The organism is Roseobacter sp. MED193, assembly GCF_000152965.1.
Classification (GTDB): Bacteria; Pseudomonadota; Alphaproteobacteria; order Rhodobacterales; family Rhodobacteraceae; genus Pseudophaeobacter.
Map to the genome: position 1 here is coordinate 1,459,167 of NZ_CH902583.1, position 26,318 is coordinate 1,485,484.

At 58.7% G+C, this 26,318-nt stretch carries 22 protein-coding genes; 13 read left to right on the plus strand and 9 right to left on the minus strand.

Annotated elements, in window-relative coordinates; genetic code table 11:
- Positions 1–44: 44 nt before the first annotated feature.
- Both dacB and MED193_RS09365 read right to left on the minus strand, forming a co-directional pair.
- The gene (gene dacB, locus MED193_RS09360) at positions 45–1,553 is read right to left on the minus strand and encodes a D-alanyl-D-alanine carboxypeptidase/D-alanyl-D-alanine-endopeptidase (RefSeq protein ID WP_009809462.1); all 1,509 of its coding nucleotides are present in this window, start codon (positions 1,551–1,553) and stop codon (positions 45–47) included.
- Between the two features lie 258 nt (positions 1,554–1,811).
- Positions 1,812–2,450, minus strand: coding sequence for a nicotinate-nucleotide adenylyltransferase (locus tag MED193_RS09365; RefSeq protein WP_009809463.1), 639 nt, complete (start codon positions 2,448–2,450; stop codon positions 1,812–1,814).
- Between the two features lie 941 nt (positions 2,451–3,391).
- Here MED193_RS09365 and ettA point away from each other — a divergent pair.
- The 4 genes from ettA to MED193_RS09390 all read left to right on the plus strand — a co-directional run bounded on the left by ettA (position 3,392) and on the right by MED193_RS09390 (position 7,007).
- Entirely contained in the window at positions 3,392–5,059 is a 1,668-nt protein-coding gene (gene ettA, locus MED193_RS09375; protein WP_009809465.1) for an energy-dependent translational throttle protein EttA, read from the plus strand.
- A complete protein-coding gene (locus tag MED193_RS09380; protein ID WP_009809466.1) occupies positions 5,056–5,667 on the plus strand; it encodes a hypothetical protein in 612 nt (203 codons plus the stop codon). The genes ettA and MED193_RS09380 overlap by 4 nt, the downstream gene beginning before the upstream one ends.
- 570 nt (positions 5,668–6,237) lie before the next feature.
- Positions 6,238–6,609: a DUF4157 domain-containing protein gene (locus MED193_RS09385; RefSeq protein ID WP_009809467.1), complete on the plus strand. Its 372-nt coding sequence runs from the start codon at positions 6,238–6,240 to the stop codon at positions 6,607–6,609.
- A 182-nt stretch (positions 6,610–6,791) separates the two neighbouring features.
- The gene (locus tag MED193_RS09390) at positions 6,792–7,007 is read left to right on the plus strand and encodes a hypothetical protein (protein ID WP_009809468.1); all 216 of its coding nucleotides are present in this window, start codon (positions 6,792–6,794) and stop codon (positions 7,005–7,007) included.
- A gap of 470 nt (positions 7,008–7,477) precedes the next feature.
- Here MED193_RS09390 and MED193_RS09400 read toward each other — a convergent pair whose 3' ends face one another.
- Positions 7,478–7,906 carry a co-chaperone YbbN gene (locus MED193_RS09400; RefSeq protein WP_039966802.1) on the minus strand — a complete coding sequence of 143 codons (429 nt, stop codon included), beginning with the start codon at positions 7,904–7,906 and terminating at the stop codon, positions 7,478–7,480.
- A gap of 152 nt (positions 7,907–8,058) precedes the next feature.
- Between MED193_RS09400 and MED193_RS09405 the strand changes: the two genes are divergently transcribed.
- Entirely contained in the window at positions 8,059–8,640 is a 582-nt protein-coding gene (locus MED193_RS09405; protein ID WP_009809471.1) for a L,D-transpeptidase, read from the plus strand.
- 317 nt (positions 8,641–8,957) lie between these two features.
- The gene (locus MED193_RS09410; RefSeq protein ID WP_009809472.1) at positions 8,958–9,164 is read left to right on the plus strand and encodes a cold-shock protein; all 207 of its coding nucleotides are present in this window, start codon (positions 8,958–8,960) and stop codon (positions 9,162–9,164) included.
- Positions 9,165–9,225: 61 nt separating this feature from the next.
- Here the strand turns inward: MED193_RS09410 and MED193_RS09415 are convergent, their stop codons facing one another.
- The gene (locus MED193_RS09415) at positions 9,226–9,864 is read right to left on the minus strand and encodes an arylesterase (protein ID WP_254655444.1); all 639 of its coding nucleotides are present in this window, start codon (positions 9,862–9,864) and stop codon (positions 9,226–9,228) included.
- Between the two features lie 77 nt (positions 9,865–9,941).
- Between MED193_RS09415 and MED193_RS09420 the strand changes: the two genes are divergently transcribed.
- The gene (locus MED193_RS09420) at positions 9,942–10,649 is read left to right on the plus strand and encodes an ABC transporter ATP-binding protein (protein WP_009809474.1); all 708 of its coding nucleotides are present in this window, start codon (positions 9,942–9,944) and stop codon (positions 10,647–10,649) included.
- On the plus strand, positions 10,646–13,189 hold the full coding sequence (locus tag MED193_RS09425; RefSeq protein ID WP_009809475.1) for an ABC transporter permease: 2,544 nt from the start codon (positions 10,646–10,648) through the stop codon (positions 13,187–13,189). Before MED193_RS09420 ends, MED193_RS09425 begins: the two co-directional genes overlap by 4 nt.
- 139 nt (positions 13,190–13,328) lie before the next feature.
- On the opposite strand, the gene MED193_RS09430 is transcribed toward MED193_RS09425, so the two are convergent.
- Complete coding sequence (locus MED193_RS09430) at positions 13,329–13,802, minus strand: Rrf2 family transcriptional regulator (RefSeq protein ID WP_009809476.1); 474 nt, start codon at positions 13,800–13,802, stop codon at positions 13,329–13,331.
- Between the two features lie 106 nt (positions 13,803–13,908).
- On the opposite strand from MED193_RS09430, the gene MED193_RS09435 reads away from it, so the two are divergent.
- Positions 13,909–14,490 carry a gamma-glutamylcyclotransferase family protein gene (locus tag MED193_RS09435; protein ID WP_009809477.1) on the plus strand — a complete coding sequence of 194 codons (582 nt, stop codon included), beginning with the start codon at positions 13,909–13,911 and terminating at the stop codon, positions 14,488–14,490.
- 187 nt (positions 14,491–14,677) lie between these two features.
- Here MED193_RS09435 and gltX read toward each other — a convergent pair whose 3' ends face one another.
- Positions 14,678–16,003 carry a glutamate--tRNA ligase gene (gene gltX, locus MED193_RS09440; protein ID WP_009809478.1) on the minus strand — a complete coding sequence of 442 codons (1,326 nt, stop codon included), beginning with the start codon at positions 16,001–16,003 and terminating at the stop codon, positions 14,678–14,680.
- 334 nt (positions 16,004–16,337) lie between these two features.
- Between gltX and MED193_RS09450 the strand changes: the two genes are divergently transcribed.
- The gene (locus MED193_RS09450; RefSeq protein ID WP_009809480.1) at positions 16,338–17,276 is read left to right on the plus strand and encodes an MBL fold metallo-hydrolase; all 939 of its coding nucleotides are present in this window, start codon (positions 16,338–16,340) and stop codon (positions 17,274–17,276) included.
- Between the two features lie 61 nt (positions 17,277–17,337).
- On the opposite strand, the gene MED193_RS09455 is transcribed toward MED193_RS09450, so the two are convergent.
- Positions 17,338–18,648, minus strand: coding sequence for an FAD-binding oxidoreductase (locus MED193_RS09455; RefSeq protein ID WP_009809481.1), 1,311 nt, complete (start codon positions 18,646–18,648; stop codon positions 17,338–17,340).
- A gap of 195 nt (positions 18,649–18,843) precedes the next feature.
- A complete protein-coding gene (locus tag MED193_RS09460) occupies positions 18,844–20,502 on the minus strand; it encodes an NAD+ synthase (RefSeq protein WP_009809482.1) in 1,659 nt (552 codons plus the stop codon).
- A gap of 195 nt (positions 20,503–20,697) precedes the next feature.
- Here MED193_RS09460 and MED193_RS09465 point away from each other — a divergent pair, with 195 nt between their 5' ends.
- Positions 20,698–22,170, plus strand: a complete 1,473-nt coding sequence (locus MED193_RS09465) for an MORN repeat-containing protein (protein ID WP_009809483.1) — start codon at positions 20,698–20,700, stop codon at positions 22,168–22,170.
- Positions 22,171–22,558: 388 nt separating this feature from the next.
- Entirely contained in the window at positions 22,559–24,133 is a 1,575-nt protein-coding gene (locus MED193_RS09470; protein WP_009809484.1) for a 2-isopropylmalate synthase, read from the plus strand.
- A gap of 85 nt (positions 24,134–24,218) precedes the next feature.
- On the opposite strand, the gene MED193_RS09475 is transcribed toward MED193_RS09470, so the two are convergent.
- A complete protein-coding gene (locus tag MED193_RS09475; protein WP_009809485.1) occupies positions 24,219–25,007 on the minus strand; it encodes a 23S rRNA (adenine(2030)-N(6))-methyltransferase RlmJ in 789 nt (262 codons plus the stop codon).
- A 256-nt stretch (positions 25,008–25,263) separates the two neighbouring features.
- Here MED193_RS09475 and MED193_RS09480 point away from each other — a divergent pair, with 256 nt between their 5' ends.
- On the plus strand, positions 25,264–26,313 hold the full coding sequence (locus MED193_RS09480; RefSeq protein WP_009809486.1) for a rod shape-determining protein: 1,050 nt from the start codon (positions 25,264–25,266) through the stop codon (positions 26,311–26,313).
- Positions 26,314–26,318 lie beyond the last annotated feature (5 nt).

Genomic DNA, 26,318 nt, shown 5'->3' on the forward strand with positions numbered 1-26,318 from the left:
GGAAACAGCCGCGCCCCGTCTCAAACTCATCCTGAGGCAGGGCGCTAGGTGCCGTAGCTTTGTCCCCAGCGCTCAATCAGCTGCTGCTGCAACCGCTTAGCCTTTTTGTTCCAACTGCGTGCCCCCTGGGGGCGTTCACGTTCTGCCCGGCTGATACGCGCACGGGCCTTGGTATCCGCGGCAAAGATCGTAAAGGCCAAAACAGTGCCGCTGGAGGTGGTGAGAAAGCCACCAAGCCCAGACACAAAGTTCAGGGTGCCGGTTTTGGCCGCCACCTTGATGGGATGGTTCTTCAGCACCCGGCCATTGGCGTCGCGCATCGGAAAACTCTTGAGCAAGGACTTGAGGTTGCCTGCCTTATAGGCGGCCACCAGAACTTTGAGCATGGCGCGGGGGGCCACGCGGGAGGCCTCTCCCAGGCCAGAGTGATCGACCATTTTGACCGCATTGACCCCATATTTGGCCCGAACCCAGCGCGACATTTCTGCAGCAGACTCCTTGAGCCCCTTAGGGCGCTTGCCGCGTTTTGCCGTGGCTGTCATCCCGATCATCTCCGCCATCAGATTGTTGGAGAACTTCAACATCGCCTTGAGCATCATATCCAAGGGCGGGCTGTGATGTTGAGCGATCACAGTGGCGGTAGGTAGCGAAGAGATCCGCTTGGCCGCCTTAAGCTTGATCCCATGAGCCCGCGCCATGGTGCGAAACACATCTCCAGCATAGTCTGCTGGACGACGCACCGGCAGCCAGCGCGATCCGCCCTTGCCCAGCGCCTGGGAGGCCACAGTCCAGCTGTCGGCCCCATTGCGATCCGCATAGGTATAGACCGGCAGGGCGCGATTGGCGACTTTCATCCGTGCCATGCTGACTTCGGGGCGGTATTTCGTGGTGCGAGCATCCATGTTGATGCTCCAGCTATTCCCAGCCCGCTTCCATTCAAAATGCACCCGGTTGAAATTCAGGGCAATCCCTGCCACGGCCGGGCTATAGCCCACATGATCGGGTTGTCCCTTATCGATTGTCTGCACCTGTGGCAGCGCTCCATCCCAGACCTTAAAGGCGCCCCGAACCTCACGGATCCCGGCCTTTTTCAGCGCCGCAGCCAGCTGGGCCAAATGATCGGTGTTCAACATAGGATCGCCGCCACCTGCGAGGATCAGATCCCCCTTCAGAACCCCGCCTGACACCGTTCCAGCCGCAAGAACCCGCGTGGTGAATCTGTAGTTTGCCCCCAGGCTGTCCAGCGCATAAAGCGCCGTCAGCGCCTTTGCGACGCTGGCAGGTGGTAGGGCCTCTTCGCCCCCATGGGATTCAAGTTCCTGGCCGGTTTTGACCTCGGCCACTGCACAGGCCACCTGACCGGAAAGCCCGGAACGCGCCAACAGCGCCTTTAGGCTCCGCGTGGGATTAACCTGTGCCGCCCCTCCCTGCGCTCTCAGCCCACTGGCCCCACGGCCCAGAGGGCGCAGGGAGGTCTTAGGCGCATTGGCCAGGGCGGCCGGCGCAGCCAGGGCCGCCACAGCGGAAGAAAGAAAAAAGCGTCTCGATAACATGTCAGTCAATATCTAATAAAATTGCTGCTAAACGGCAAATGAAGTCCAAATTTGATGGTAACGCCATAGCTCATACCTCATCTGCGGCAAAATCACTGCAAAAATCTTCCCCAAAGGGGCGCGCACCATCGGAAAAGGTGCTGTGGGTGAGCCTAGTCTGGCAGAGTAAAAGGTCGGTAAAAAGGCAGCAATTGGCTCATAATGGGTCAGCTTTTAAGAGCGGTTTAGCGCCATGCAAACACCGCACCCCTTCAAAGCTCAAGGCTGTTTCGGGAGGGCAACGCCGGGCTCAGTGGCTGCGGACCAGCCCCCTGTTGCACGGATGGCGGTGGAACTGACAGAGATCATCGGCACATTGACGAAACACCAGGCCGGGGCCTGAGACCGGGCCAGAGCCTGGCTCTGGCTGTCCTTGAGCATTTGGCCACGATAGATTAGCGCCGCAGGCGACAAGCGCGCAGAGATCCGGTCGCCGGGGCGCGCGAGCACGCCAATCGGCACGGTCTCGATAATCTGCTGCCAATCCTTCCAGTGGTGGAAATGCGCCAGATTATCCGCCCCCATCAGCCAGGTGAAGCGCACCTGAGGGTAAAGGCGCCGCAATGCCCGCAGGGTTTCGGCCGTGTAGCGGGTGCCCAAACGTGCCTCGATATCGCTGATCTGCACCTTTGGATGATCCATCAGCCTTTGCGCCGTCGCAATGCGTCGTTCCATACTGGCAGGCGCGCGGCTCTTCAGTGGATTGCCCGGTGAGACCAGCCACCAGAGGCAATCCAAGTTGAACCGCTGCAAGGCCGCCCGGCTTATCTGCACATGTCCTTGGTGGGCCGGATCAAACGACCCGCCCAGCAAACCCACACTCATACCGGGGCGCAGATATGGAAACCCCTGCCTCATTCGTTGCTTGATGCAATTATTCCTGAAGGAAGGCAATCATGTGGAAGCCAAGCTTCGGTACCGCAGCCAATAAGAGCACCCATTGCAGTTAGAACCCTGATCCAAATGGCGCCCCCAAACATTGTTTACTGCCCAGAGCAATTCGCATAGCCGCTGAGAACACTACGCCATTCGTCATCTGGTGAGAAACCCTCGACCAATCCATCTCCCTGCTGGCCAAGGACAGCTCTCATTCCGTGCTGAATCATATATCGCGGCGAATGGCTTGGCGGACCTGAGCTGCGTAAAAAGCGACACATTGCCTTATGCCGTTCAGACCCCGCTCCACCAAACCGTTGAAACGCGCTTTGCATTCGGGGTTCCCATTTGCGTCCAGCGGCTTGCCCTATCTGCGAGGACAAAACCTGCAAGCCTTGATGTGCAGTACGATCCGCCACTCTGGCCTGATCGAATATTCCACGCGCGTTCATGAGTATCAACAGATCAACCGCCGCATCGTCTTGGCGAGATTTAAAACAGGCAAGTACCCCCTGCGCCAAATCAGCAGGGGACCATGCATTTTCCGCCTCGCCTAGAGGCACGCAGCCCACCCGGTGGGTTGGGGCCAAATTCCCCTCAGTTTCATAGTTGATACTCTGCGCAGCCGCCGAGCCAGCGTAAATCAAAACTAGAGCAACAAACCAACGCATTTTCTCTTCTCCCAAATATCCAAATTCTGTTGTATTTCAGTACAGAAAGGGCCCCAGAAAAAGTCTTTGACCAAACACATGCTGGTGAAAATTCCCAACAGAGCATAACCTCTAGACAATCTATGAGGGCTGAACAAGACCTGCGCTCCCGCACACAAATGACAACCGCAAATCTGCATCCGCGATTGCCCCGGGTCGCCCCATCCGCTATCACACCCTCCAGCACGCATTCCCCCATCATGGAGCAGTCACATGGCCGCCTATCAATACGTCTACCACATGCAGGGTGTCTCCAAGACCTACCCCGGTGGTAAGAAATGCTTTGAAAACATTCACCTGTCCTTCCTGCCCGGTGTAAAAATCGGTGTTGTCGGCGTAAACGGTGCCGGTAAATCGACCCTGATGAAAATCATGGCCGGTCTCGACAAGGATTTCACCGGCGAAGCCTGGGCCGCCGAAGGTGCCAAGGTTGGTTACCTACCGCAGGAGCCAAAACTGGACGAGAGCCTCACCGTGCGTGAAAACGTCATGCTCGGCGTCAAGGAAAAGAAAGACAAGGTCGACCGCTTCAATCAGATCGCGGTGGAAATGGCCGAAAACTATACCGACGAGCTAATGGAAGAGATGACCGCGCTGCAAGACAGCATCGATGCGGAAAACCTCTGGGATCTGGACAGCCAGATCGACATCTCGATGGAGGCCCTGCGCTGCCCCCCCGATGACGCCGAGATCGCCAATCTGTCGGGCGGTGAAAAACGCCGGGTCGCCCTGTGCAAACTGCTGCTCGAAGCGCCAGATATGCTGCTGCTCGATGAACCGACCAACCACCTGGATGCAGAAACCATCGCCTGGCTGCAACAGCACCTCATTGATTACGAAGGCACCATCCTCTGCGTCACCCACGACCGTTACTTCCTGGATGACATCACCAGCTGGATCCTGGAACTCGACCGCGGCAAGGGCATTCCTTATGAGGGCAACTACTCTGCCTGGCTGGAACAAAAAGCCAAGCGCCTGGAACAAGAGGCTCGCGAGGACAAGTCCAAGCAGCAGACCCTGCAGCGCGAACTCGATTGGATGCGCCAGGGGGCCAAGGCCCGTCAGGCCAAATCCAAGGCCCGGATCAACGCTTATAACGATCTCGCGGAACAGTCCGAACGCGAAAAGCTCACCCGCGCCCAGATTGTCATCCCCAATGGTCCGCGCCTGGGCAACAAGGTGATCGAGGTCGAAGGCATCTCGAAACACTACGGCGACAAGCAACTGGTCGAGAACCTGTCCTTTGATCTTCCCCCCGGCGGCATTGTCGGCGTGATCGGCCCCAACGGCGCGGGTAAATCCACCCTGTTCCGCATGCTGACCGGCCAGGAACAGCCCGACAGCGGCTCGGTTTCCTATGGCGACACGGTCAAGCTTTCCTATGTGGACCAGTCGCGCGATGACCTGAAAGACAATGAAACCGTCTGGGAGGCCATCTCTGGTGGCGCTGAAATCATCGAACTGGGCGACGCCCAGGTGAACTCCCGCGCCTATTGCTCCTCGTTCAACTTCAAAGGTGGCGATCAGCAAAAACCGCTGAATCTCTTGTCCGGTGGGGAACGCAACCGTGTCCACATGGCGCGTCTGCTGAAAGAGGGCGGCAATGTGCTCTTGCTCGATGAACCAACCAACGATCTGGACGTGGAAACCCTGCGCGCCCTCGAAGACGCGCTGGTAGATTTTGCCGGCTGCGCCGTGGTGATCTCCCACGACCGTTTCTTCCTCGACCGGATCTGTACCCATATGCTGGCCTTTGAAGGCGACGCCCATGTGGAGTGGTTCGAGGGCAACTTTGAGGACTACGAGGAAGACAAGAAGCGCCGCCTCGGTGCCGACGCGCTGGAGCCCAAGCGCCTGAAGCACAAGAAGTTTGTGCGGTGAAATGGCTCAACCGGCTATTGACAGGCAATAGATTGATCCTGCCGAAACCAACAGTCAGGGAGGCAGATTTTCTGTCTCCCGAAACTGACCCTGACCTGAAGATCGAAGATTACTACGACAGGCTTCTTGGGGAATATGCCTCAGAAGAAGTCTGGGCTGCGCTGGAAGCCTTCAAACTGGGCACCCTAGAAGAACTGGTTTCCAAAGGGCTTATGACCGAAGGGCAGATGATCTTCTTCAGCTTGGAGTACTTTCGCGCCCAAATCTTGAACGGAGGCTTCCTGCAATTCATGGGAAATGCAGGTTTCATGTCAGCTGACGTTGTATCCGGCCTAAGGAAGCTCAACCAAAACGAACTAGCTGACGATGTGGAGCGCGTGACTAAGGATATTGCCCCAATTCTGAGCCATCTGGATACGGTCCCGGGGGATGCGCGCAATAGCGCCTTTCGCTCAGCAATGAGGCGCGCCAAAATCGAGATGAAAGAAGCAATGCAGCGCTCGGAAGCTGGGCAACGTCTGGAGGCCGAAACCTTTGTGCCCAGGCTAGCACTCCAAATGACAAAGTACATTGAAAACCATTCGGAAGAGTTCTGCATAGCAGGTTGAAACAACTGCTTGAACCCGCCACTTGAAAACTTTTCTAGACTGTTTTGGGTGCATCCATGTTTGCCAACGCAGGCTGCGCTATACAAGGCCCGCGCCTGACCTTGGGGAGGTGCAAAGCGCCTTCCCGTGGGGAAGGTCAGGCGCGGGCCTGGCGGCCCAGGGGCAAGCCAGCAACTGTCACCTTCCAAAGCAGCCTGCGCCAGCGAAGGGCTCCGCCCGTCCACACTTCAAACAGTGCCCCACACTGTTTGTCCCTGCGGGAACCAGTGTTAACTCCACGGGGGGAAGGTCAGGCGCGGGCCCGACGGCCCAGGGACAAGCCCGCACCTGTCACCTCCCAAAGCCGCCGCTACATGTGAAGGGTTGCACCCGTCCTGACCTCTGTAAGCGGCAGCGCAAAGGGATAGCCTATCATCTTTCTAAAAATATTCCCGCCGGAGGCAAGGCCGCATGGCGCTCGTTCTCCCCCCCACGCACCCTTGCAGTTTGCCTTTTGCCCTACCTGCGCTAGGCTTGGCATAACCCATCATCTGTTTGTTTCCCTGTCCTCTGGTTTGAAAGGGCTCCCCAATGCCAATCTCCGCCGAAGAAATTGCCGCCAAGGTCGAGGCGACCAAGGGAAGAAAGGCCAAGCGCCGCAAACTGACCAGCGAACCCGAGGGCACCAAGGGCAAAAAACTGCCCAGCGATCTGCGCAAGGGGCTGGAGGCGCATTTTGGCAGCAAGCTTTCCAAGGTGAAGGTGCATATCGGCGGCAATGCCAAGGACCTGTGCAAAGAGCTGCGGGCCAAGGCATTCACCATCGGCAATGACCTTTATCTGGCCCGCCCGGCCAGCGCCAAGGACAACAATCTGCTGGTGCATGAGCTCGCCCATGTGCTGCAACAGGGCCGTGGCAGGATGCCTAAGCCCCGCGACGGTCAGGCGCTGGTTTCAAAATAATCCCAATCAGCCACCATTGGGCCAACTATTTTTCCCTTGTTTTTCGGCGACTTGAATCTGGGCCTCTCCCTCCTCGCCTCAAAACGCACAAGGTTTAAACAAAATCTTAACCATTTGCCTCTGTATTGGGACGACGATGCCGCGCTAAGTTCTAGGAGTGGCCTCGCCGAGGGAGAACAATTATGGCTTTTGTGAGTATCGTGTTTGGCTCAGTCTTTGGGCTCTTGTCTGCCATTACCGGTTTTGCGCTGTTTGACCTGCATGTCTGGCAGAGCTTGCTGCTCTATTCCACAACTGGGGTACTGTTTGCCGCACTGTCGATCACAGTTCTGGTGCTGCGCAGTGGCCTGGCGTCCAAATCGCCCTCTCTGGAAGAGCAGGCAACGGCCAGCGCCTGACCACGTTAACCGGATCAAGCCTCAACGCTCCTATCCTTTAGTATAGGCCCACCTATCCTCTGGGATAGGTGGGCCTATCACAATTAAAACTAGTTAAATTCAACATTCTTGCCTAACCTTTAACCACAGGGGTAGGAGGATATGAATTGATTTGGGCAAGCGCCGTCACAGGGGCCTTTTTGGCTCTCATTTCCACGAGTGCAGCTATACTCTTCCTCGCGCTTCCAATCTGGATGGTTTTGTTCATTTATCCGCTGGCTGCTGGCCTCTACACAGCTGTGATCTTCGCGATTTTATTGCTGCGCGGCCTGCCTCGGTCCCGAGATGAGGAAAGCCGTGAAATAGATGATCAGTATTTCCAAAATCCCCTTGTCTCCTCGGTTACAGCAGTCTGCACGACAGAGACCACACCCTACAAAAAGTAGCGCCTTCGATCGAGAGTGGCAGCCGAAGCTTGCGCAGGGCGGAGCCTAGCGGGCCTTGACCCAGGCGACGATCTGCCCTTCGCGCAGGGCCCCTGCTTGACGCTTTTTCTCTTTGCCTCGCTCAAAAGCCACGAGGGTTGGGATCCCCTTGATGCGATACCGCCCGCCCGTGGACTGATGGCGCTGGGTGTCCAGTTTGACCAGGCGCGCCTGCCCCGCCAGTTTCTTAGACGCCTTGGCATATTCAGGGCCCATCATCTTGCAGGGGCCGCACCAGGGCGCCCAGAAATCCACCACCAAAGGTAAATCATCATTCTGCGCCGCCTTTTGCAGGACCGCTGGATCCACATCCATGGGCTGTTTGGGTACCAATGCCGCTCCGCAGCTGCCACATTTCGCCCCCGACATCAGCCTGTCCTCTGGCACCCGGTTTAGCTGAGCGCAAGCAAGACAGGTCAAGGTCTTCATATTCATCTGTTGCGCCATCCACAGCTCTCCACACCATTGTTTACAAGCGATATAAGCCCAAGCTGAGTATCTACAAGTGCGCAGATCTACAGAAGGCTTGACCCTATCGGTTGCGACACGCAGACTGGCGTAAACCTGTTCCAACATGTGAGGCTCAGATGGTTTCTCGCCGCGCGTTTTCCACCTCTGCACTGGCTGCTTTGTCGGCAGTGTCGCTTTCTAACCTCCCCCTTGCAAGCCCAGCCCTGGCCAAGGATGCTCCGGTGTTTGACCCGACACCACAGTTTGTAAGGATCAAGAAACAGTTTCTGCCTGGAGAAATCCTGATCCTGCCCCGGTCCTACTACCTCTATTTTGTGACCGAACAGCGTAAGGCAATTCGCTATGGCGTTGGTGTCGGCAAAGCAGGGCTAGAATTCACCGGCAGCGCCATCATTCAGCGCAAACGCGAATGGCCCAGCTGGCGGCCAACCCAGGAAATGATTGAACGCAGCCCACGCAGCTATGGGCGTTTTGCAGGCAATAGCTATGTACAGCCTGGCGGGCCGGATAATCCCCTGGGTGCGCGGGCGCTTTACCTCTATCAGAACGGGGTGGATACCTATTTTCGCATCCATGGCACCACCCAGCCAGAAACAATTGGCTCCTCTGCCTCCAACGGCTGCATCCGCATGTTGAACGAGCATGTGACCGACCTTTATGAGCGCGTCCCTATCGGCACCAAGGTCACAGTCCTTTAGCAGGGATATGGCTAGCAGGGATATGGCGCTCCGCATTACTAGGCCTGAGAGGGGCAAAGTGCCCTGTAAAAGGCTATCTGGCAGGCGATACTCCCTTTGGGAGCGCAATTCGCGCGCCTGATGCAACGCTTGCCAGCAGGACAGCGCGGGCTGAGCGAATTTTTCTTGATTGGGGGCTTCTTCTGTCCAATGCTGTCATCGCGAGGTCATAAAAGGGGTGCTATTGGTCCCTGATGGGTGGATTACCCCAGAATGAGCGAGCCATACTGCCGCATGTTGCGGGCAGAGCGCGTGAGAAGAAACTAGGAGAAGAGACGATGGCAACTGGCACCGTCAAATGGTTCAACACCACAAAAGGCTTCGGCTTTATTGCCCCTGACAATGGCGGCAGCGATGTATTTGTTCACATTTCTGCAGTTGAGCGGTCCGGTCTGACTGGCCTCGCAGATAACCAAAAAGTGAGCTACGAAATGCAGCCCGGCCGTGATGGTCGAGAATCTGCTGTCGATCTCGCGCTGCTTTAAGCTGCCCGAAATCACCCATTCTGGCGGCCCCCAATACGGGGCCGCTTTTGCATGCAGGCGCCTAGCTGTCGCGATCCGTTGCTGAGATCCGGGCCGCCAGCTCCTGCACCACCGGTCCAAGAGCCGCGACATTCAGCGCGACGCCCTTGGCATTGGGGTGAATGTTATCCGCCTGCATATACTCCTGCGCCGCCGCCGGATCGCTGCCGACAAGAGCGCGAATTCCAGCAAAGGCATCTGGATGTAAGAGCGCGTCAAACTCCTGCGCCAGATCGGAATAGATTCTGTCAAAGCTCGCTTTGTACTCGGGGCCAAAATTGCCAGGGGCGCGCATGCCGATCAGCAAGACTTCGACATCGCCGGCCTGGGCCGCCAGCAGGATCTGACGCAGATTCTCGCGGGCTTGGTCTGGCGCCAGACCACGTAGCAAATCATTGCCGCCCAACAGCACAATCAACCCCTGTGGCTGATCCGCCAGCGTCCAGTCTATCCGGGCAGCACCGCCAGCGGTGGTATCACCAGAAACCCCCGCATTGCTCAGGGTGACAGCGACCTCCTGAGCATCCAGCCAGCGTTGCAATTGCGGGACCAGCCCGTCGCCCTGGGTTAATCCGTACCCCTGCACCAGACTATCTCCAAAGGCAGTGATCCGCAGATCTTCTGCGCGCGTATCAGAGGCGTAGGTTACGAAAAAAATCATCCCAAACAGGGCCAAAACCTTGTGCATCGCGGTAAATGCTCCATATCCGATACAGTATTTAAAACAGGCGCAGCTTCATGACAGAAACAGAAAAACCCGTTCTTCATCTTAAAGATGCGTCTTTGACACTGAATGGCAATACCGGACCGGTACGAATTTTGCAGGATATCTCACTGGATGTCTCTCAGGGGGAGACCCTGGGCCTGATTGGTCCCTCAGGGTCTGGCAAATCCTCACTGTTGATGCTGATGGGTGGGTTGGAACTGGCAACGGGCGGGCATATTGCCGCGCTGGGGCAGGATCTGACGGCCATGGATGAGGACGCTCTGGCACGGTTTCGCCGCAATCACATGGGCGTCGTCTTCCAAAGCTTCCACCTGATCCCCACCATGACCGCCCTGGAAAATGTCGCCACCCCGCTGGAACTGTCCGGTCGGAGTGACGCCTTTGAGGTGGCGCAGGCTGAATTGGAGGCCGTAGGGCTAGGCCACCGATCTGGCCATTTCCCGGCACAATTGTCTGGCGGCGAGCAACAGCGGGTTGCCCTCGCCCGTGCACTGGCACCCCGCCCGGCAATCCTGTTGGCGGATGAGCCTACCGGCAATCTGGACGAGGCCAATGGTGCCGCCGTGATGGATTTGCTCTTTGGTTTGCGCGATCGCTATGGCGCGACCCTGATCATGGTCACCCACGCCCCGGAACTGGCGAAACGCTGTGATCGCGTCATACGCCTACGCGATGGGCAACTTGCAGATCCCGCAGTCGCAACCGAGGCGGCGGAATGACGGGACAGTCCCGCGGCCCCGCCTCATCGCTCCGACTTGCCTGGCGTTTTGCCCTGCGTGAATTGCGCAGCGGCGTCAAAGGATTTCGCATTTTTCTCGCCTGCCTGGCCCTTGGCGTGGCGGTCATCGCGGCCATTGGCTCGATCCGGGCCTCAATCGAGGCCGGCCTGACTCAGGAGGGCGCCAGCCTGTTGGGCGGTGACGCTGAACTCACCTTCACCTACCGGTTCGCCAACGACGAAGAACGCGCTTGGATGGCTGAAAAGGCCGTGTCGGTCTCAGAAGTGGTCGAGTTCCGTTCAATGGCAACCCTGGGTGACGAACGCGCCCTGACGCAAGTCAAGGCGGTAGACACCGCCTATCCGTTGGCGGGCACCTTGACCCTGCAGCCCGACATCCCGCTGGAACAGGCGCTCACCGGCGACGGCGGCCTACCTGGCGTCGCCATGATGCCTGTTCTGGCCGACCGACTGGGGCTGGAGCCTGGCGATAAGGTGCGCTTTGGCACCCGCGATTTTGTGCTCATGGCCACCATCAAGACCGAGCCTGACGCAGCGGCCTCTGGTTTTGCGCTGGGGCCGCGCACCTTGGTCGCCCTGCCCGCGCTGGAGGGCTCTGGCCTGTTGGCACCGGGGTCGCTCTTTTCCACCAAATACCGCCTGATCCTGCCACCAGAGACCGATCTGGACGCGCTTCAGTCCGAGGCCCGCGCCCAGTTTGAAGACAATGGGATGCGATGGCGTGATGCCCGCAATGGCGCCCCCGGCATAGCCACCTTTGTGGAACGTCTGGGCGGCTTCCTGGTGCTGGTTGGCCTCTCTGGCCTTGCGGTGGGCGGCGTAGGTGTCTCTGCCGCTGTGCGTGCCTATTTGGCCACCAAGACCGAAACCATCGCCACCCTGCGCACACTTGGGGCTGAGCGCCGGGTGATCTTCCTCACCTATTTCCTACAGATTGGCGCGCTCACCCTACTGGGGGTCAGCATCGGGCTGGTCCTGGGCGGGCTTGGGCCGATCCTTTTGGGACCGATGATTGCCGCACAGCTGCCCTTCCCGGCCCTTTTTGCTATTTACCCCGCCACCCTCATCGAGGCCGCGCTTTATGGTTTTCTCACCGCCTTTATCTTTGCGCTGTGGCCCCTGGCCCGGGCCGAGCGCATCCGCGCCGCCTCGCTGTTTCGCGGCGCTTTGGGCGAGGTAAGCCGCTTGCCAGCCCTGCGCTACATTCTGGCCACCGCCTTGGCGCTCGCCCTGCTTGTGGGCTCTGCCGCCTGGTTCTCCGGCGCGGCTGAGCTGACGCTCTGGACGGCTGGCGGGTTGATGGGCGCGCTCTTGGTGTTGCTCATCGCCGCGCTTGGACTTGGCTGGCTGGCACGGCGTGGATCCCATATCACCCGCGGTCGCCCTGCATTGCGCTGGGCGCTTGCCGCCATTGGCACCTCGCGCGATGGGGCCGTGCCTGCGGTACTGGCGCTGGGGCTGGGGCTCACGGTTCTGGCCGCCATTGGTCAGATCGACGGCAATATGCGCCGCGCCATCGCGGGCAATCTGCCCGATGTTGCCCCCTCCTATTTCTTTGTCGACATCCAGCGCGACCAGATGCCCACCTTTCTGGCCCGCGTCGAGGGCGACCCGGCTGTGAGCAAGGTAGAAAGTGCGCCAATGCTGCGCGCTGTCATTACCAAAATCAATGGTATTCCTTCGCAGGAGGTCGCAGGGGATCACTGGGTGGTGCGCGGAGATCGCGGCGTCACCTATGCCGCCGCACAGCCCAAGGGCACCGAGGTCGTGGCGGGCAGCTGGTGGCCCGAGGATTATACCGGGCCACCGCAGGTCAGCTTTGCCGCCGAAGAGGCCGAGGAACTGGGGCTTTCCCTGGGCGACACCATCACGCTCAACGTGCTGGGCCGGGATATTCAGGCCGAGATCACCAGTTTTCGCAATGTCGATTTTTCCACGGCGGGCATGGGCTTTGTCTTGACCCTCAATGAGGCCGCTTTGGCCGGCGCGCCCCATAGCTTTATTGCCACGGTCTACGCCGAAGCGAGTTCAGAAGCGCAGATCCTTCGCGATTTGGCCCAGGCAATGCCCAATATAACCGCCATCCGGGTGCGCGATGCCATTGACCGGGTCTCGGACATTTTGCGCCAGTTGGCGGCTGCCACCAGCTATGGCGCAGCAGCCACCCTGATGACCGGGTTTCTGGTCTTGCTGGGCACTGCCGCCGCCGGAGAACCCGCCCGCCGTTACGAGGCGGCCTTGCTCAAAACCCTTGGAGCCTCACGGCGCAAAATCCTGCTGAGCTTTGCCTTGCGGTCGATCATTCTGGGGGCCGGCGCAGGGGGTGTTGCCCTGCTGGCCGGTGTTACCGGAGCTTGGGCCGTGAATCTCTACGTCTTTGAGACCACCTATGTGGTGATCTGGCCCAATGCGTTAGCAGTGGTTGCTGGCGGTATTGCGACCACACTCCTGGCGGGGTTGATCTTTGCCTGGCGCCCATTGGCCGCGCGGCCCGCCCGTATTCTGCGCGCCCGTGAATAGGGACTCTGCCCCTGTTTGATGCCGTGATCCGGTTCGGCTGGTGAACCTAGAAAATGGTAAACCCCAGCCCAGAACGGGCCTGGGCTTTTGCAAAGGTCTAAGCCCGCGACGCATTCGCAGCAAACTCTTGGCGCAGCAATCAGCCTGCGGCGGCCGTTGCAGCGCCCGCCCCGGCGCAGGCCACAGGCTGCAGGATCCGCATTAAGTCGTGGTTGTCGCAGACCAATGCTTCCAGCGTGATGTCATCCAGCGAGGCATAGAAGGCCTGCGCAGCGTCTGACAGCGCCACTTTCAACCGGCAGGCGCTGGCAAGCGGGCAGGTGTTATCTGCATCGGCAAAACACTCCACCATTGGCAGGGCGCCTTCCACATCACGAAACACGTTGCCGATCTGGATCTCCTCCGGGCGACGCCCCAGGGCCATGCCGCCATTGCGCCCGCGCTGAGTGTGTAGATAGCCCAGCTGGCTCAACTGGTTGATCACCTGCGCCAAATGATTCTCTGAAATATTGCAGCATTCGGCGATTTCAGATTTGGTGACCAAACGATCCGCGTTTGCCGCACAATACATCAGCAGACGGACGGCAATATTGGTCCTTTTTGTAATGCGCATAGTTCTGGCTCCCGCTACTTTCAGCTAAGAGCTTATTGCACAGCCCCACAAAAAGCGGTTTGACATACATCAATTAGCCTGGCCGCAAAAATGGAATGACGATCAAATGACGCCCCTCCCGCCCTATTTCTTTGGCTATGGCAGCCTGGTAAATACCGCCACCCATGACTACCTCGACGCCCAGCCCGCTCGGCTCAGAGGATGGCAACGCCGTTGGTGTCATACTGCCCTGCGGGACGTGGCCTTTTTGACGGTCGAACCCGCACCGGAAGTGCAGATTGATGGGCTGATCGCAGCCGTGCCCGATGGCGACTGGGACGCGCTGGACAAGCGCGAGTTCGCCTACGACCGCCTGCCAGCCGACCACCAGATCCGCCACGCCCTTCCAGGCTGCCCCGAGATTTCGCTCTACGCCGTGCCGGCGGAAGCCCAAAACCAGGGCAGCCAGTGTCACCCCATCCTGCTGAGCTATCTGGATGTGGTGGTGCAGGGCCATCTACAGGTTTTTGGTGAGGCGGGTGTCGAGGACTTCTTTGCCAGCACCAAGGGCTGGCAGGCGCCAATTCTGAACGACAGACAGGATCCGCGCTATCCTCGGCACCAGCAGCTCTCCCGGACGGAAAGCCAATTGGTCGACCACCATCTGAGGCAACTTAGCGTAGAAATCATGCACGAGCGCCCGGTTTGAGCGCCGAAAAGTTGCAAGGCCAGATCCCGCCGCGCCGGGCATCGCACGGCGCCCGGCCCAACTGTGTCGTCCCATTCTTTGAATGGGGCCGAACAGGCGGGAGCTCCTCCTTTACCAGGCGGGGTCTTGACAAAAAAGGCGACCCGTATTGGGGCCGCCTTCCCGGTCATTCGCCTCTGTCACCCCGTTAGCCACGTGCCTGAACAACTGACATCAGCGCCAAAAGCGCACTCATGTCTGGTCCACGTTCGCGCCCCGTAACCGCCTTGCGCAGCGGCATGAATAGCCCCTTGCCCTTGCGACCTGTCGCCTCTTTCACCGCGGCGGTCCAGCTCTTCCAACTGTCATCATCATAGGGGCCTTCTGGTAGCAGTTTCATCGCCTCGGCAATGAACTCCGCATCCTCATCCGCAATAAGCGGCGCAGCACCGTTCTGGCACAGATCCCACCAGCCCTGCAGATCTTTTAGCGTGGTGATGTTTTCCTTGGCCATGGCCCAAAAGGCCTCTTGCTTCTGCGCCGGTACACCCAGGGCCTCCACATGCGATTTAACCTGCTCCAACGTCAGCGACTGCAGATAACGGGCAGTGAGCGGATAAAGATCTTCCACGTCAAATTTGGTCGGCGCGGCGCCAAATCGGTTGATGTCAAAGCCCTCGATCAACTCAGACATTTCAGACCGGATTTCCACCGGGTCGGAGGACCCCAACCGGGCCATCAGGCTCAGCAGCGCCATGGGCTGCACGCCCGCCTCGCGCAGATCACGCAGCGCCAGGGTGCCAAGCCGTTTCGACAACGCCTCGCCCTGCGGGCCCGTGAGCAGTGAGTGATGAGCAAATTCCGGCACAGTACCGCCCAGCGCCTTGATGATCTGGATCTGGGTTGCGGTATTGGTCACGTGGTCGGAGCCCCGCACAACATGGGTGACGCCCATCTCGGTGTCATCCACCACAGAGGCCAGCGTATAAAGAAACTGCCCATCGCCACGGATCAGTACTGGGTCAGACACCGAGGCCGCGTCAATCGAGATATCGCCCAGCACGCCGTCGTTCCACTCGATGCGCTCTTGATCCAGCTTAAAGCGCCAGACACCATCGCCGCGTTCCGCGCGCAGGGCGGATTTTTCACCTTCCGACAGGGCCAGGGCGGCGCGATCATAGACCGGCGGCTTGCCCATATTGAGTTGCTTCTTGCGTTTCAGATCCAGCTCGGTCGGGGTTTCAAAGGCCTCATAAAACCGGTCAATGCTGCGCAGTTCATCGGCGGCGGCCACGTAACGCTCCAACCGGCTGGACTGACGCTCAACCCGGTCCCAGGTCAGGCCAAGCCATTCCAGATCCTGTTTGATCGCATCGACATATTCTTCTTTCGAGCGCTCAGGGTCGGTGTCATCGATGCGCAGAATAAACTCGCCGCCAGCTTTGCGGGCGATCAGAAAGTTCATCAGCGCGGTGCGCAGATTGCCGACATGGATATATCCAGTGGGCGACGGGGCAAAACGAGTGGTGGTCATCAGATATCTCCTGTTGCCTTGCCCATCTCACATGGGGCTGGCTTTGTCCAGTTTTTGCCGCCTCCACCCGCGATATCTCCGGTGCAATCCGCGCCTAAAATAAGAGCAATCCGCGCCTTCTTTCGATACACAACCGGGATCAGACCGCCACCTGATCGGACAGACCAGACTTTGGCACACAGTTGCGTGAACGGCACTTCAAACCTCTTTGATTTGTGCTCTGCCGCGCTAGTCTCACAGCCGACGATCAAGACGCAGACCTGCCAAGCAACCTGTGGAAAGCGCCGCAACAGGTGCAATCCAAATTTTCGCACCCCTGCAGAGAGGACGACCCATGACCGTTAAATTCTCCCGCCGAACCGCCCTAACCGCCGCAGCTGCCCTGCCCCTTGCCGCGACAGCACGCAGCGTCAGTGCCAGCACCAGCGCCGAAATGGCCAAGGCGCCTGCCTCCCACAGCCGCAGTTTCAAGCTTGGTGACTTCACCGTCACAACACTGCTGGACGGAAGCCGCCCCGTTGAGAACCCCAAGCCAATTTTTGGCGGTGGTGCCAGTGACGCTGAGTTCGCCGCGACCTCGGCGCAGAATTTCATTCCCGCCGATATGGCACAGTTCTTTTTCACCCCAACACTTGTTGACACCGGCCAGGAAAAAATCCTGTTTGATACTGGCCTTGGTCAGGGCGGCATTCAAATGGCCTTGGCCGAGGTTGGGATGACGCCACAGGATATCGACGTGGTTGTGCTGACCCATATGCACCCCGACCACATCGGCGGCATGACCACCGAGGGGGCTGAAACCTTTTCCAATGCCCGCTATCTCACCGGGCGTCAGGAGTTCGATTTCTGGGCTGCACAGGGGGAAGGCAACCGGATTGGCGATCTGATGGCCAAGAAAGTGACGCCCTTTGCTGAAAAGCTCTCATTTCTGGAAGATGGCGGTTCGGTTGCTTCCGGGATCAGCGCCGTGGCCAGCTTTGGCCATACTCCCGGCCACATGGGCTATATGCTCGACAGCGGTGGGCAACAACTAATGCTGACTGCGGATCTGGCCAATCACTATGTCTGGTCCTTTGCCCATCCAGATTGGGAAGTGAAATTTGACATGGACAAATCAGCCGCCACGGCCTCGCGCCGAAAGGTCCTTGATATGTTGGCCAGCACCCGCACGCCGATGATTGGCTACCATATGCCCTTCCCTGCCGCCGGCTACGTAGAGACTCGCGGCTCCGGTTTCCGTTTTGTCCCAGTCAGTTATCAGATGATGGGATGAACCCAAACAAAACTCAAAAAACGAATGGATCTGCCCCGCAAATGCCGTGGCAGATCCTCGTTTATTTTTTCCAAAACCGTGACAAGCGGAATTCATAAGGATCGACCACGGGTGCATCCCCAGTGACCAGATCTGCTGTCAAACGCCCCGCTGCTGGCCCAATCCCAAACCCATGTCCGCTATATCCTGTCGAGACAAACAGCCCCGGCAGATCATTCACCTGTGAGATCACTGGCACCGCATCTGGGGTGACATCGATCATCCCACCCCAGCTCTGCACCACATCAGCCCCCTGCAGCGCAGGAAAGGCTTTCTGCGCGGCCTCCCAGCCCTGTTTGATCGCCTTTTGCGAGGGCGCCGGATCCAGCAACCGGGTGTTTTCAAATGGGGTGGTCTGCTGTGGGGCCCAACGGCGATCCTGCGCCGCCTCTTCCCGCCAGCGCCCCGATCCAGTCAATCGCAGTTGAAGCGAGCGCCATTCCTGCAGATAACTGGGAAGGAATTTCAGTCCCAAACGCAGAGTGTCGGGGACAATATCGACGATATTTTCCGTTCCATTGGCAATGGTATAGCCACCATCCAGCCGCTTGCGCAGCGAGAAGTCATTGCTCCAAATCGCGGTTTCCGGCCCGTCCTGAACAGCCGATGTCCGCAGAACAGAATTCAAGACCTTGAGCTGCGGCAAAGAGATGCCAGCGTTGCCCAGAAACAGCCGTGACCAGGCGCCGCCTGCGACCACAACTGCGGAACAGGCCACGCGGCCACGCTCGGTGATCACGCTGCTCACACGCCCCGCTTCGGTCTCGACCGCCCGCACGGCGCATTCCGTCATTACCTTGGCTCCGGCTGCCTGGGCTGCCCGGGCAATGGCATGGGTTGCCAGTTGCGGCTCGGCCCGCCCGTCCTGCGGGGTATAGAAGCCTGAGATCACCTTGCCCTGGTAGCCCGGCATAACCTGCTTTAGCAGGTCGCCACGCAGCATTTGTCCGGGCAGATCCATCGCCGCCAGATGCGGTGCCCAGGTTTCCAGCTTGGCCTCTTCACGGCCACGTTCCGCGGTATAAAGAATGCCAGAGCGCTTATACCCGGTGGGATGGCCCGTGCGCGCCTCCAGCCCCTCCCAGATTTTCATGGCCTCAGCCATCAGCGGCAACTCACGCGGGTCGCGCTGCGAAATACGCACCCAGCCCCAGTTACGAGAGCTCTGTTCGCCCGCAATCTGCCCCTTTTCACACAGCAGCACGGAATGGCCGCGTTCCGCGAGTTCAAGGGCTGTTGAGGCACCAATAATCCCGCCGCCAATAACAACCGCGTCGACGCGTTTGGGCAGGGCAAGATCGGCTTGGAAATGAGGCAGCTTTGGTCCAGGCATAGGATGGTCTATGCCGCGCTGAGGGCTTTGGGTCCAGAGGACAAAACAGCCCCCCTTCGGCTAGGGAACATAATGTGATTTTTCGGACGCATGGTCTGGGCTCTCAGCACTGTTGTTTTCTTCTAAATCGTTTGAAATCAGGCAAATCCTGACGGCAAAATGCCAAGGTTGCGCAGCCTGGTCTCAGTTTAATAGTTAAGAGGAATCACGAAAACGATTGACAATAGGATAGCGTCGATCAAGCCAGAATGCCCGTGGAGACAGCCGTGCGCCGGGGGCGGACTGAAAGCGTTTGTATTCGCTGATATAAATCAGATGCTCCACCCGCTTGACTGTTTCGCGTGCGAAACCTTTGGCAACGCAATCCGCAACCGAGCCCTCCTGATCAACTAAAATCTCCAGAATTGCGTCCAGTTCCGGGTAATCTGGCAGGCTGTCGCTGTCTTTCTGGTCGTCGCGCAGTTCCGCCGAGGGGGGTTTGTCGATGACATTGGGGCGGATCACCTCACCCGCCGGGCCCATCATCCAGGGGCGATGGTTGGCATTGCGCCAGCGGCAGGTCTCAAACACCCGGGTTTTGTACAGATCCTTGATTGGATTGTAGCCGCCATTCATATCGCCATAGATGGTGGCATAGCCAACGGCCACTTCGGATTTATTGCCTGTGGTCAGCAGCATCTCGCCAAACTTGTTCGACATTGCCATCAACAACAACCCGCGCAGACGAGACTGGATGTTTTCCTCAGTCAGGTCCTCTTCGCGCCCGTTAAACAGCGGTGCCAAGGTATTGGTGATGGCATCACGGCCTTCGGCAATTGGCACATAGTCGTAATGCACGCCCAGCGCCTCGGCCACGGCCTCTGCATCGTCCAGCGATTCCCGGCTGGTGTATTCCGAAGGCAGCATGACACAGCGCACATTCTCGGCCCCGATAGCATCCACAGCGATGGCGGCAACGATGGCGGAATCCACCCCACCAGACAGTCCAAGCAGCGCCTTCTTGAACCCGGTCTTACCCATATAGTCGCGCAAGGATTCGACCATGGTCCGGTAGTCCTGCTCCCATACATCCGGCAGATGCGCCTTGTCGCCCTCAACAGCGCGCCAGCCTTCGGGGGTGCGGTGCAGGTCCAATTGCGTGACCGCCTCGTCAAACACCGGCATTTGTAGTGCCAAGGCACCATTCGGGTTCAACACAAAGGTGCCGCCATCAAAGACCTGATCGTCCTGCCCCCCTACCAGGTTAAGGTAGATTACCGGCAGGCCGGTCTCGACCGCGCGGGCCACCATGTGATTCTGACGCACCTCCATCTTGTTGCGATAATAGGGCGAGCCATTGGGAATCAGCAGGAACTCAGCGCCGGTCTCTTCCAGGGTCTCTGCTACATCCTCATGCCAGCCGTCCTCACAAATGGGCGAGCCAATGCGGGTATCGCCAACGGCATAGGGCCCGCCCAGGGGCCCCGCATCAAAGATACGCACCTCGTCAAAGACGGTTTCATTGGGCAGGTGGTGCTTTAAGCAGCGCGAGGCGATCTTGCCATCCTTGAGGATCAGATAGGCATTGTAGAGCTTGCCGCCTTCGGCCCAAGGACAGCCGATTGCCAAGGCAGGACCATCTGCACAATCCAGCGCCAATTGCTCAGCCGCGGCCATGGCAGCCTGCTGGAACACCGGCTTCATCACCAGATCCTGGGTGTTATATCCCGTCAGGAACATCTCTGGCAGTGCCACCAGATCCGCGCTGGCAGCGCGACCTTCAGCCCAGGCCGTGCGGGCCTTTGCAGCATTGCCCGCAAGATCCCCAACAGTGGGGTTCATTTGCGCCAGTGTCACCCGGAAACGATCAGCCATCTTGCACAAGCCCTTTGCAAAACATGTTGCTAGTCGTTTATCAGATCAGCAGCCAAGGAAAAGGGGCGAGCGCAAAAGACATTGCGACAAGCTGTTTGCTCGCTTAGTTTCCCAGCAAGTCGTCCAGAAGTAACCCATTGGCAAAAGCAATTCCCGAGCTGGCGCGAACCAGCCACGGGTTAGACAGAGGTTTTTATGACCGGTTATAGCAGAACGCTTGCGATACTCTCTTTTTTGACCCTGGCCAGCGCCGCCGGGAACCCTGCCTTGGCGCAGGATGGCACAGTCATCACCAGCGAGGATGAAATCGGCGGCGTCTATGAGGGCACTTTTCGGGGCGGGCTACAACATGGCACCGGCACCTATCGCCTGCCCAATGGCTATGAGTATTCGGGCGAATGGGTGGATGGGGAAATCCTCGGTCAGGGCGTCGCGCGCTTCCCCAATGGGTCGGTCTATGAGGGAGAATTTGCCAAGGGTAAACCCGAAGGTCTGGGCAAAATCACCCTTTCAGATGGCGGCACCTATGAGGGCGAATGGATGGCTGGGATCATCAACGGCCAGGGCGTCGCAGTCTATGCCAATGGCGTGCGCTATGAAGGTGGCTTCGTCCAGGGGCAGCATCAGGGCAAAGGGGTAATGCAAAACCCTGGCGGCTACGAATACAACGGCGATTGGATCGAGGGCCGCAAAGAAGGCAGCGCCACCATCACCTATCCTGACGGTGCTCTCTATCAGGGGGATATCGCCGATGGTCTGTTGCATGGCAAAGGCACGCTCAAAATGCCCGATGGGCTCATCTATGAAGGCGATTGGGCCAACAACCAGATGCACGGCAATGGCAAACTGACGCAGCCAAACGGTGACATTTATACGGGTCCGCTGGATCAGGGGCGGCGCCAGGGCATTGGCACCCAGGTCCATGCCAATGGCGACACCTATGAGGGCATGTTTCAAGACGATCTGCGCCATGGCACCGGCACCTTTACCAAGACCGATGGCTATACCTATACTGGCGACTGGCTGGCGGGCCAGATCGAGGGCAATGGCAGCGTCACCTATCCCGATGGCTCTGTCTATGTTGGACAGTTCCAGGACGATCTCTCCCACGGGACTGGCAAGATCACCTATCCGGATGGCTCCACTTATGAGGGCGACTGGATTGCAGGGGTTATCGAAGGCAGTGGTACGGCCACCTACCCCAATGGGGTGACCTATACCGGGGCTTTTCAAAATGCGCGCAACCACGGCCAGGGGGTCATGAGTGACGCCAGCGGCTATCGCTATGAAGGGGGCTGGCAGGACGGTCAGCGCCATGGCGAGGCCCGCGTCACCTATGCGGATGGCTCAATCTACGTCGGCAGCTTTGTAAACAGCCAGCGCCACGGCAAGGGCAAGATCGAAATGACCAGCGGTTTCAGCTACGAGGGGGATTGGACCGAGGGTAAGATCACCGGGGAAGGCACCGCAACCTATGCCAATGGCGACATTTATGTGGGTAGCTTTGTCAACGGCAAACGACAGGGCCCAGGCACTATGACCTATACTGGCGGCCAAACCGTCAGCGGAGAATGGACCAATGGCGCGCCGCCCGCCGCTGATGGGACAGCCGCCGCCCCCTCCGAAGAAACCGCCGAAGATGGCGAGGCCTCTACAAACAGCAACTGAACCTCTGGCTCTTCCTCAGGCGCCTTTCTGTCGGGATCTCATCCCAGTTTGACCCCCACAAAGGGCGCCTGTTCGGGCGCAAAGCTCCCTGCGGATTGTGGCAACGCCGGGCGACGCAGCAAGACATAAATGTTGTGCGGCAATTGGAGGCCACGATTGCCCCGAGCTGTGAAATTCCCTCTTCCCATTCGTATTTCGCCCTGTATAAATCACCCCATGACAGTTTGCGCAGATATCCCCATGATCGACACCGCCCTTCGCGGTGCGTCGCTGCGTGCCCTACTGCTCCTAGCCCGCCTCTGAGCGTGCCATTCGGCGCGTCCGCTCAGAGGAGATCGGTATTCGCGCCACATAATGGACCTAGGACAGAATTCAGAAAGCTACAGACATGACCAATTCGATTGACAAAGATCGCGTACTGATCTTCGACACCACTCTGCGTGATGGCGAGCAAAGCCCTGGCGCGACGATGACCCATGACGAAAAGCTCGAGATTGCCGAGTTGCTGGATGATATGGGCGTCGACATTATCGAGGCGGGTTTCCCGATCGCGTCTGAGGGCGATTTCAAAGCGGTGAGCCAAATCGCGGAACGGTCAAAGAACTCGGTGATCTGTGGCCTTGCCCGCGCCAATTTCAAAGACATCGACCGGTGCGCCGAGGCTGTGCGCAAATCGGCAAAACCCCGCATTCACACCTTTATCGGCACCTCCGCCCTGCACCGCGCCATTCCAAATCTGACCATGGACGAAATGGCCGACAAGATCCACGAGACCGTCAGCCATGCCCGCAATCTGGTGGACAATGTACAGTGGTCGCCAATGGATGCCACCCGCACCGAATGGGACTATCTGTGCCGGGTGATCGAAATCGCCATTAAGGCCGGTGCCACAACGATCAACATCCCCGATACTGTCGGCTATACAGCCCCAGTTGAGAGCGCCGATCTGATCAAGCGCTTGATCGAGACCGTACCCGGCGCGGATGAGGTGATCTTTGCCACCCATTGCCACAATGACCTCGGCATGGCGACGGCCAACTCGCTGGCCGCGGTTGCAGGCGGCGCGCGTCAGATCGAATGCACCATCAACGGTCTGGGCGAACGTGCCGGCAATACAGCCCTGGAAGAAGTGGTTATGGCGCTGAAAGTGCGCAATGACATCATGCCTTGGAAAACCGGTATCGACACCCAAAAGATCATGCATATCTCGCGTCGGGTCTCGACGGTTTCCGGCTTCTCGGTGCAGCCCAACAAGGCCATCGTCGGCAAGAACGCCTTTGCCCATGAAAGCGGCATCCATCAGGACGGCATGCTGAAGAACAAAGAGACCTTTGAAATCATGCGCCCGGAGGACGTGGGCCTCTCGGGCACCTCGCTGCCGCTGGGCAAGCACTCAGGCCGGGCTGCATTGCGTGACAAACTCTCGACCCTGGGCTTTGACGTGGGTGACAACCAGCTCAAGGATCTGTTTGTCCGTTTCAAAGAACTGGCCGACCGTAAAAAGGAAGTCTTTGACGATGATATCGTAGCGCTGATGCGCTCGGGGGAGGATGCAGAAAACGACCACCTGCAGCTGGTCTCGATGAAGGTGATCTGTGGCACCGGCGGTCCGGCTGAGGCCACCGTTGAGATGGAAATTGACGGCCAGGATCTGACGGCAGTAGAAAGCGGAGATGGCCCGGTTGATGCAACCTTCAAGGCGATCCGCAAGCTCTACCCAAACACCGCCCGGCTGCAACTCTATCAGGTGAACGCTGTGACCGAAGGCACCGATGCCCAGGCCACGGTTTCCGTGCGGCTCGAGGAAGACGGTATCATTGCCACTGGAGAAAGCGCCAATACGGATACGGTTGTGGCCTCGGCCAAGGCCTATATCAATGCGCTGAACCGGGTGATCGTACGGCGCGACCGGGTCGGTGAAGGCGCTGACACGCGTGAGATCTCCTACAAAGACGTCACCTGAGGCCAGACCATAAGTTCCGACCTCAGAGATCGCGCGCGGCAGAGCCTGACGCGCGCGATCTAGTGCGCGCAGTTCAGCACCCTACCTAGGACAGGGCCGCAAACAACCTGTCCAGCCGCGCGCATTCGGCCTCGGTGCCAAAGGGGGTATTGACCACAAACATGCCGGAGCCGATCATCCGGTGCCCTTCCCGGGCGGGCGGAAACCGCACCTCATGGCGCAGCGCGCCAGGTAGGTTCTGGTTTTCCAGCGCCCGAAGCATCGCTCCATGCGCCCCATCCTTGAGGATTGGATACCACAGGGCAATCACCCCGACATTCCATTTGCGATGCAGATTAGCGATAATGCCGGGAATACGGCCATAATCGCTTTTGACTTCATAGCTCGGGTCAATCAGCAACACCCCGCGCCGCGGCGTTGGGGGGGCCAGAGAAAGTGCCAGTTCAAATCCGTCCTGCAGATGTACCTTGGCCCGTCCCCGTGGCAGGGCCTGACGTAGGGCCGCATGTTCGCCAGGATGCAGTTCGGCAAAATGCAGACTGTCCTGGGGGCGTAGCAGTGTCGAGGCAATCAAGGGCGAGCCGGGATAGGCCATATCCCCATGGGTCGCCTGGCAGACCACGAGCGCCTGCCGGAGGGGGTGCTGCTCGGGCAGCATGCCCTCGCCCAGAATGCGGTCAATCCCTGCAGCGGCTTCACCGGTTTTCACAGCCTCCGGAGCGTCCAGATGATAAAGCCCCCGCCCGGCATGGGTTTCGATATAGCTGATCGGCTTATCCTTACGGGTGAGATAGGACAGAATCACCGCAAGCAGCGCATGTTTTTGCACATCGGCCAGATTTCCGGCGTGATAGATATGTTGATAGGAAAGCATATCACGGCTTTAGCCTGAATTTGCTCCATACGGAACCTCAAAGCAGCCCATAAGAATCTGCACAGATCGCACCTATGCGGTGGTGCCATTGCAACCAAAGTACAAGTCCGATGCACAGAATATTGCCCGGGCCGGCGAAAAGGCGCTAGTTGACCTTAAAACGCCCTTTCACGGCAGGGCTGCGCTGGTATAAGACCTTGATCTGCGGCCCGTGCGGAGTCGCCCCTCTTTGCAGTTCAATAGGATCACATATTTCATGGCGCTATTCGGAAATCTTGGCGGCTTGTTCACCACGGACATGGCCATCGACCTCGGCACCGCAAATACGCTGGTCTATGTCAAAGGCCGCGGCGTGATCCTGTCAGAACCCTCTGTGGTCGCTTATCACATCAAAGACGGTGTGAAAAAAGTGCTGGCTGTTGGCGAAGATGCCAAGTTGATGCTGGGCCGGACGCCGGGCAGCATTCAGGCGATCCGCCCCATGCGCGAGGGGGTGATTGCCGATTTTGACACCGCCGAAGAGATGATCAAGCATTTCATCCGCAAGGTGCACAAACGCTCCCCTTTTTCGCGCAAACCAAAGATCATCGTCTGTGTGCCCCATGGCGCCACTCCGGTTGAAAAACGCGCGATCCGCACATCGGTGCTTTCGGCAGGGGCCGGACGTGCCGGTCTGATCGCGGAACCCATCGCGGCCGCCATTGGCGCGGGCATGCCCATTACCGACCCCACTGGCAACATGGTTGTTGATATCGGCGGTGGGACCACCGAGGTGGCGGTTCTGTCACTGGGTGACATCGTTTACGCCCGCTCAGTGCGTGTTGGTGGCGACCGTATGGATGAGGCGATCATTTCTTACCTGCGTCGCCAGCAGAACCTGCTGATCGGTGAGGCTACCGCCGAACGTATCAAGACCTCCATCGGCACCGCCCGGATGCCCGACGATGGCCGCGGCCAGTCGATGCAGATCCGTGGCCGCGACCTTCTGAACGGTGTCCCCAAAGAAATCGAAATCAGCCAGGCTCAGGTGGCTGAGGCACTGGCGGAGCCCGTGCAGCAGATCTGCGAAGCGGTGATGACCGCGCTGGAAACCACGCCCCCGGATCTGGCAGCTGACATCGTGGATCGCGGTGTGATGCTCACCGGTGGTGGCGCGCTTTTGGGGGATCTGGATCTTGCCCTGCGCGAACAGACCGGGCTGGCCGTCTCGATTGCTGATGAATGCCTGAACTGTGTGGCCCTTGGCACCGGCAAGGCGCTGGAATTCGAAAAGCAGCTGCGCCACGCCATCGATTACGATAGCTAAGCCTG

What these genes read in the sequence shown, in the direction of transcription:
- MED193_RS09460 (WP_009809482.1), bottom strand. Translation starts at nt 20,502, where the DNA reads ATGGCTGATCGTTTCCGGGTGACACTGGCGCAAATGAACCCCACTGTT.
- MED193_RS09480 (WP_009809486.1), top strand. Translation starts at nt 25,264, where the DNA reads ATGGCGCTATTCGGAAATCTTGGCGGCTTGTTCACCACGGACATGGCC.
- MED193_RS09465 (WP_009809483.1), top strand. Translation starts at nt 20,698, where the DNA reads ATGACCGGTTATAGCAGAACGCTTGCGATACTCTCTTTTTTGACCCTG.
- MED193_RS09420 (WP_009809474.1), top strand. Translation starts at nt 9,942, where the DNA reads ATGACAGAAACAGAAAAACCCGTTCTTCATCTTAAAGATGCGTCTTTG.
- MED193_RS09450 (WP_009809480.1), top strand. Translation starts at nt 16,338, where the DNA reads ATGACCGTTAAATTCTCCCGCCGAACCGCCCTAACCGCCGCAGCTGCC.
- gltX (WP_009809478.1), bottom strand. Translation starts at nt 16,003, where the DNA reads ATGACCACCACTCGTTTTGCCCCGTCGCCCACTGGATATATCCATGTC.
- MED193_RS09400 (WP_039966802.1), bottom strand. Translation starts at nt 7,906, where the DNA reads ATGAATATGAAGACCTTGACCTGTCTTGCTTGCGCTCAGCTAAACCGG.
- MED193_RS09470 (WP_009809484.1), top strand. Translation starts at nt 22,559, where the DNA reads ATGACCAATTCGATTGACAAAGATCGCGTACTGATCTTCGACACCACT.
- MED193_RS09385 (WP_009809467.1), top strand. Translation starts at nt 6,238, where the DNA reads ATGCCAATCTCCGCCGAAGAAATTGCCGCCAAGGTCGAGGCGACCAAG.
- MED193_RS09435 (WP_009809477.1), top strand. Translation starts at nt 13,909, where the DNA reads ATGACGCCCCTCCCGCCCTATTTCTTTGGCTATGGCAGCCTGGTAAAT.
- MED193_RS09410 (WP_009809472.1), top strand. Translation starts at nt 8,958, where the DNA reads ATGGCAACTGGCACCGTCAAATGGTTCAACACCACAAAAGGCTTCGGC.
- MED193_RS09425 (WP_009809475.1), top strand. Translation starts at nt 10,646, where the DNA reads ATGACGGGACAGTCCCGCGGCCCCGCCTCATCGCTCCGACTTGCCTGG.
- ettA (WP_009809465.1), top strand. Translation starts at nt 3,392, where the DNA reads ATGGCCGCCTATCAATACGTCTACCACATGCAGGGTGTCTCCAAGACC.
- MED193_RS09365 (WP_009809463.1), bottom strand. Translation starts at nt 2,450, where the DNA reads ATGAGGCAGGGGTTTCCATATCTGCGCCCCGGTATGAGTGTGGGTTTG.
- MED193_RS09455 (WP_009809481.1), bottom strand. Translation starts at nt 18,648, where the DNA reads ATGCCTGGACCAAAGCTGCCTCATTTCCAAGCCGATCTTGCCCTGCCC.
- MED193_RS09390 (WP_009809468.1), top strand. Translation starts at nt 6,792, where the DNA reads ATGGCTTTTGTGAGTATCGTGTTTGGCTCAGTCTTTGGGCTCTTGTCT.
- MED193_RS09430 (WP_009809476.1), bottom strand. Translation starts at nt 13,802, where the DNA reads ATGCGCATTACAAAAAGGACCAATATTGCCGTCCGTCTGCTGATGTAT.
- dacB (WP_009809462.1), bottom strand. Translation starts at nt 1,553, where the DNA reads ATGTTATCGAGACGCTTTTTTCTTTCTTCCGCTGTGGCGGCCCTGGCT.
- MED193_RS09415 (WP_254655444.1), bottom strand. Translation starts at nt 9,864, where the DNA reads ATGATTTTTTTCGTAACCTACGCCTCTGATACGCGCGCAGAAGATCTG.
- MED193_RS09405 (WP_009809471.1), top strand. Translation starts at nt 8,059, where the DNA reads ATGGTTTCTCGCCGCGCGTTTTCCACCTCTGCACTGGCTGCTTTGTCG.
- MED193_RS09475 (WP_009809485.1), bottom strand. Translation starts at nt 25,007, where the DNA reads ATGCTTTCCTATCAACATATCTATCACGCCGGAAATCTGGCCGATGTG.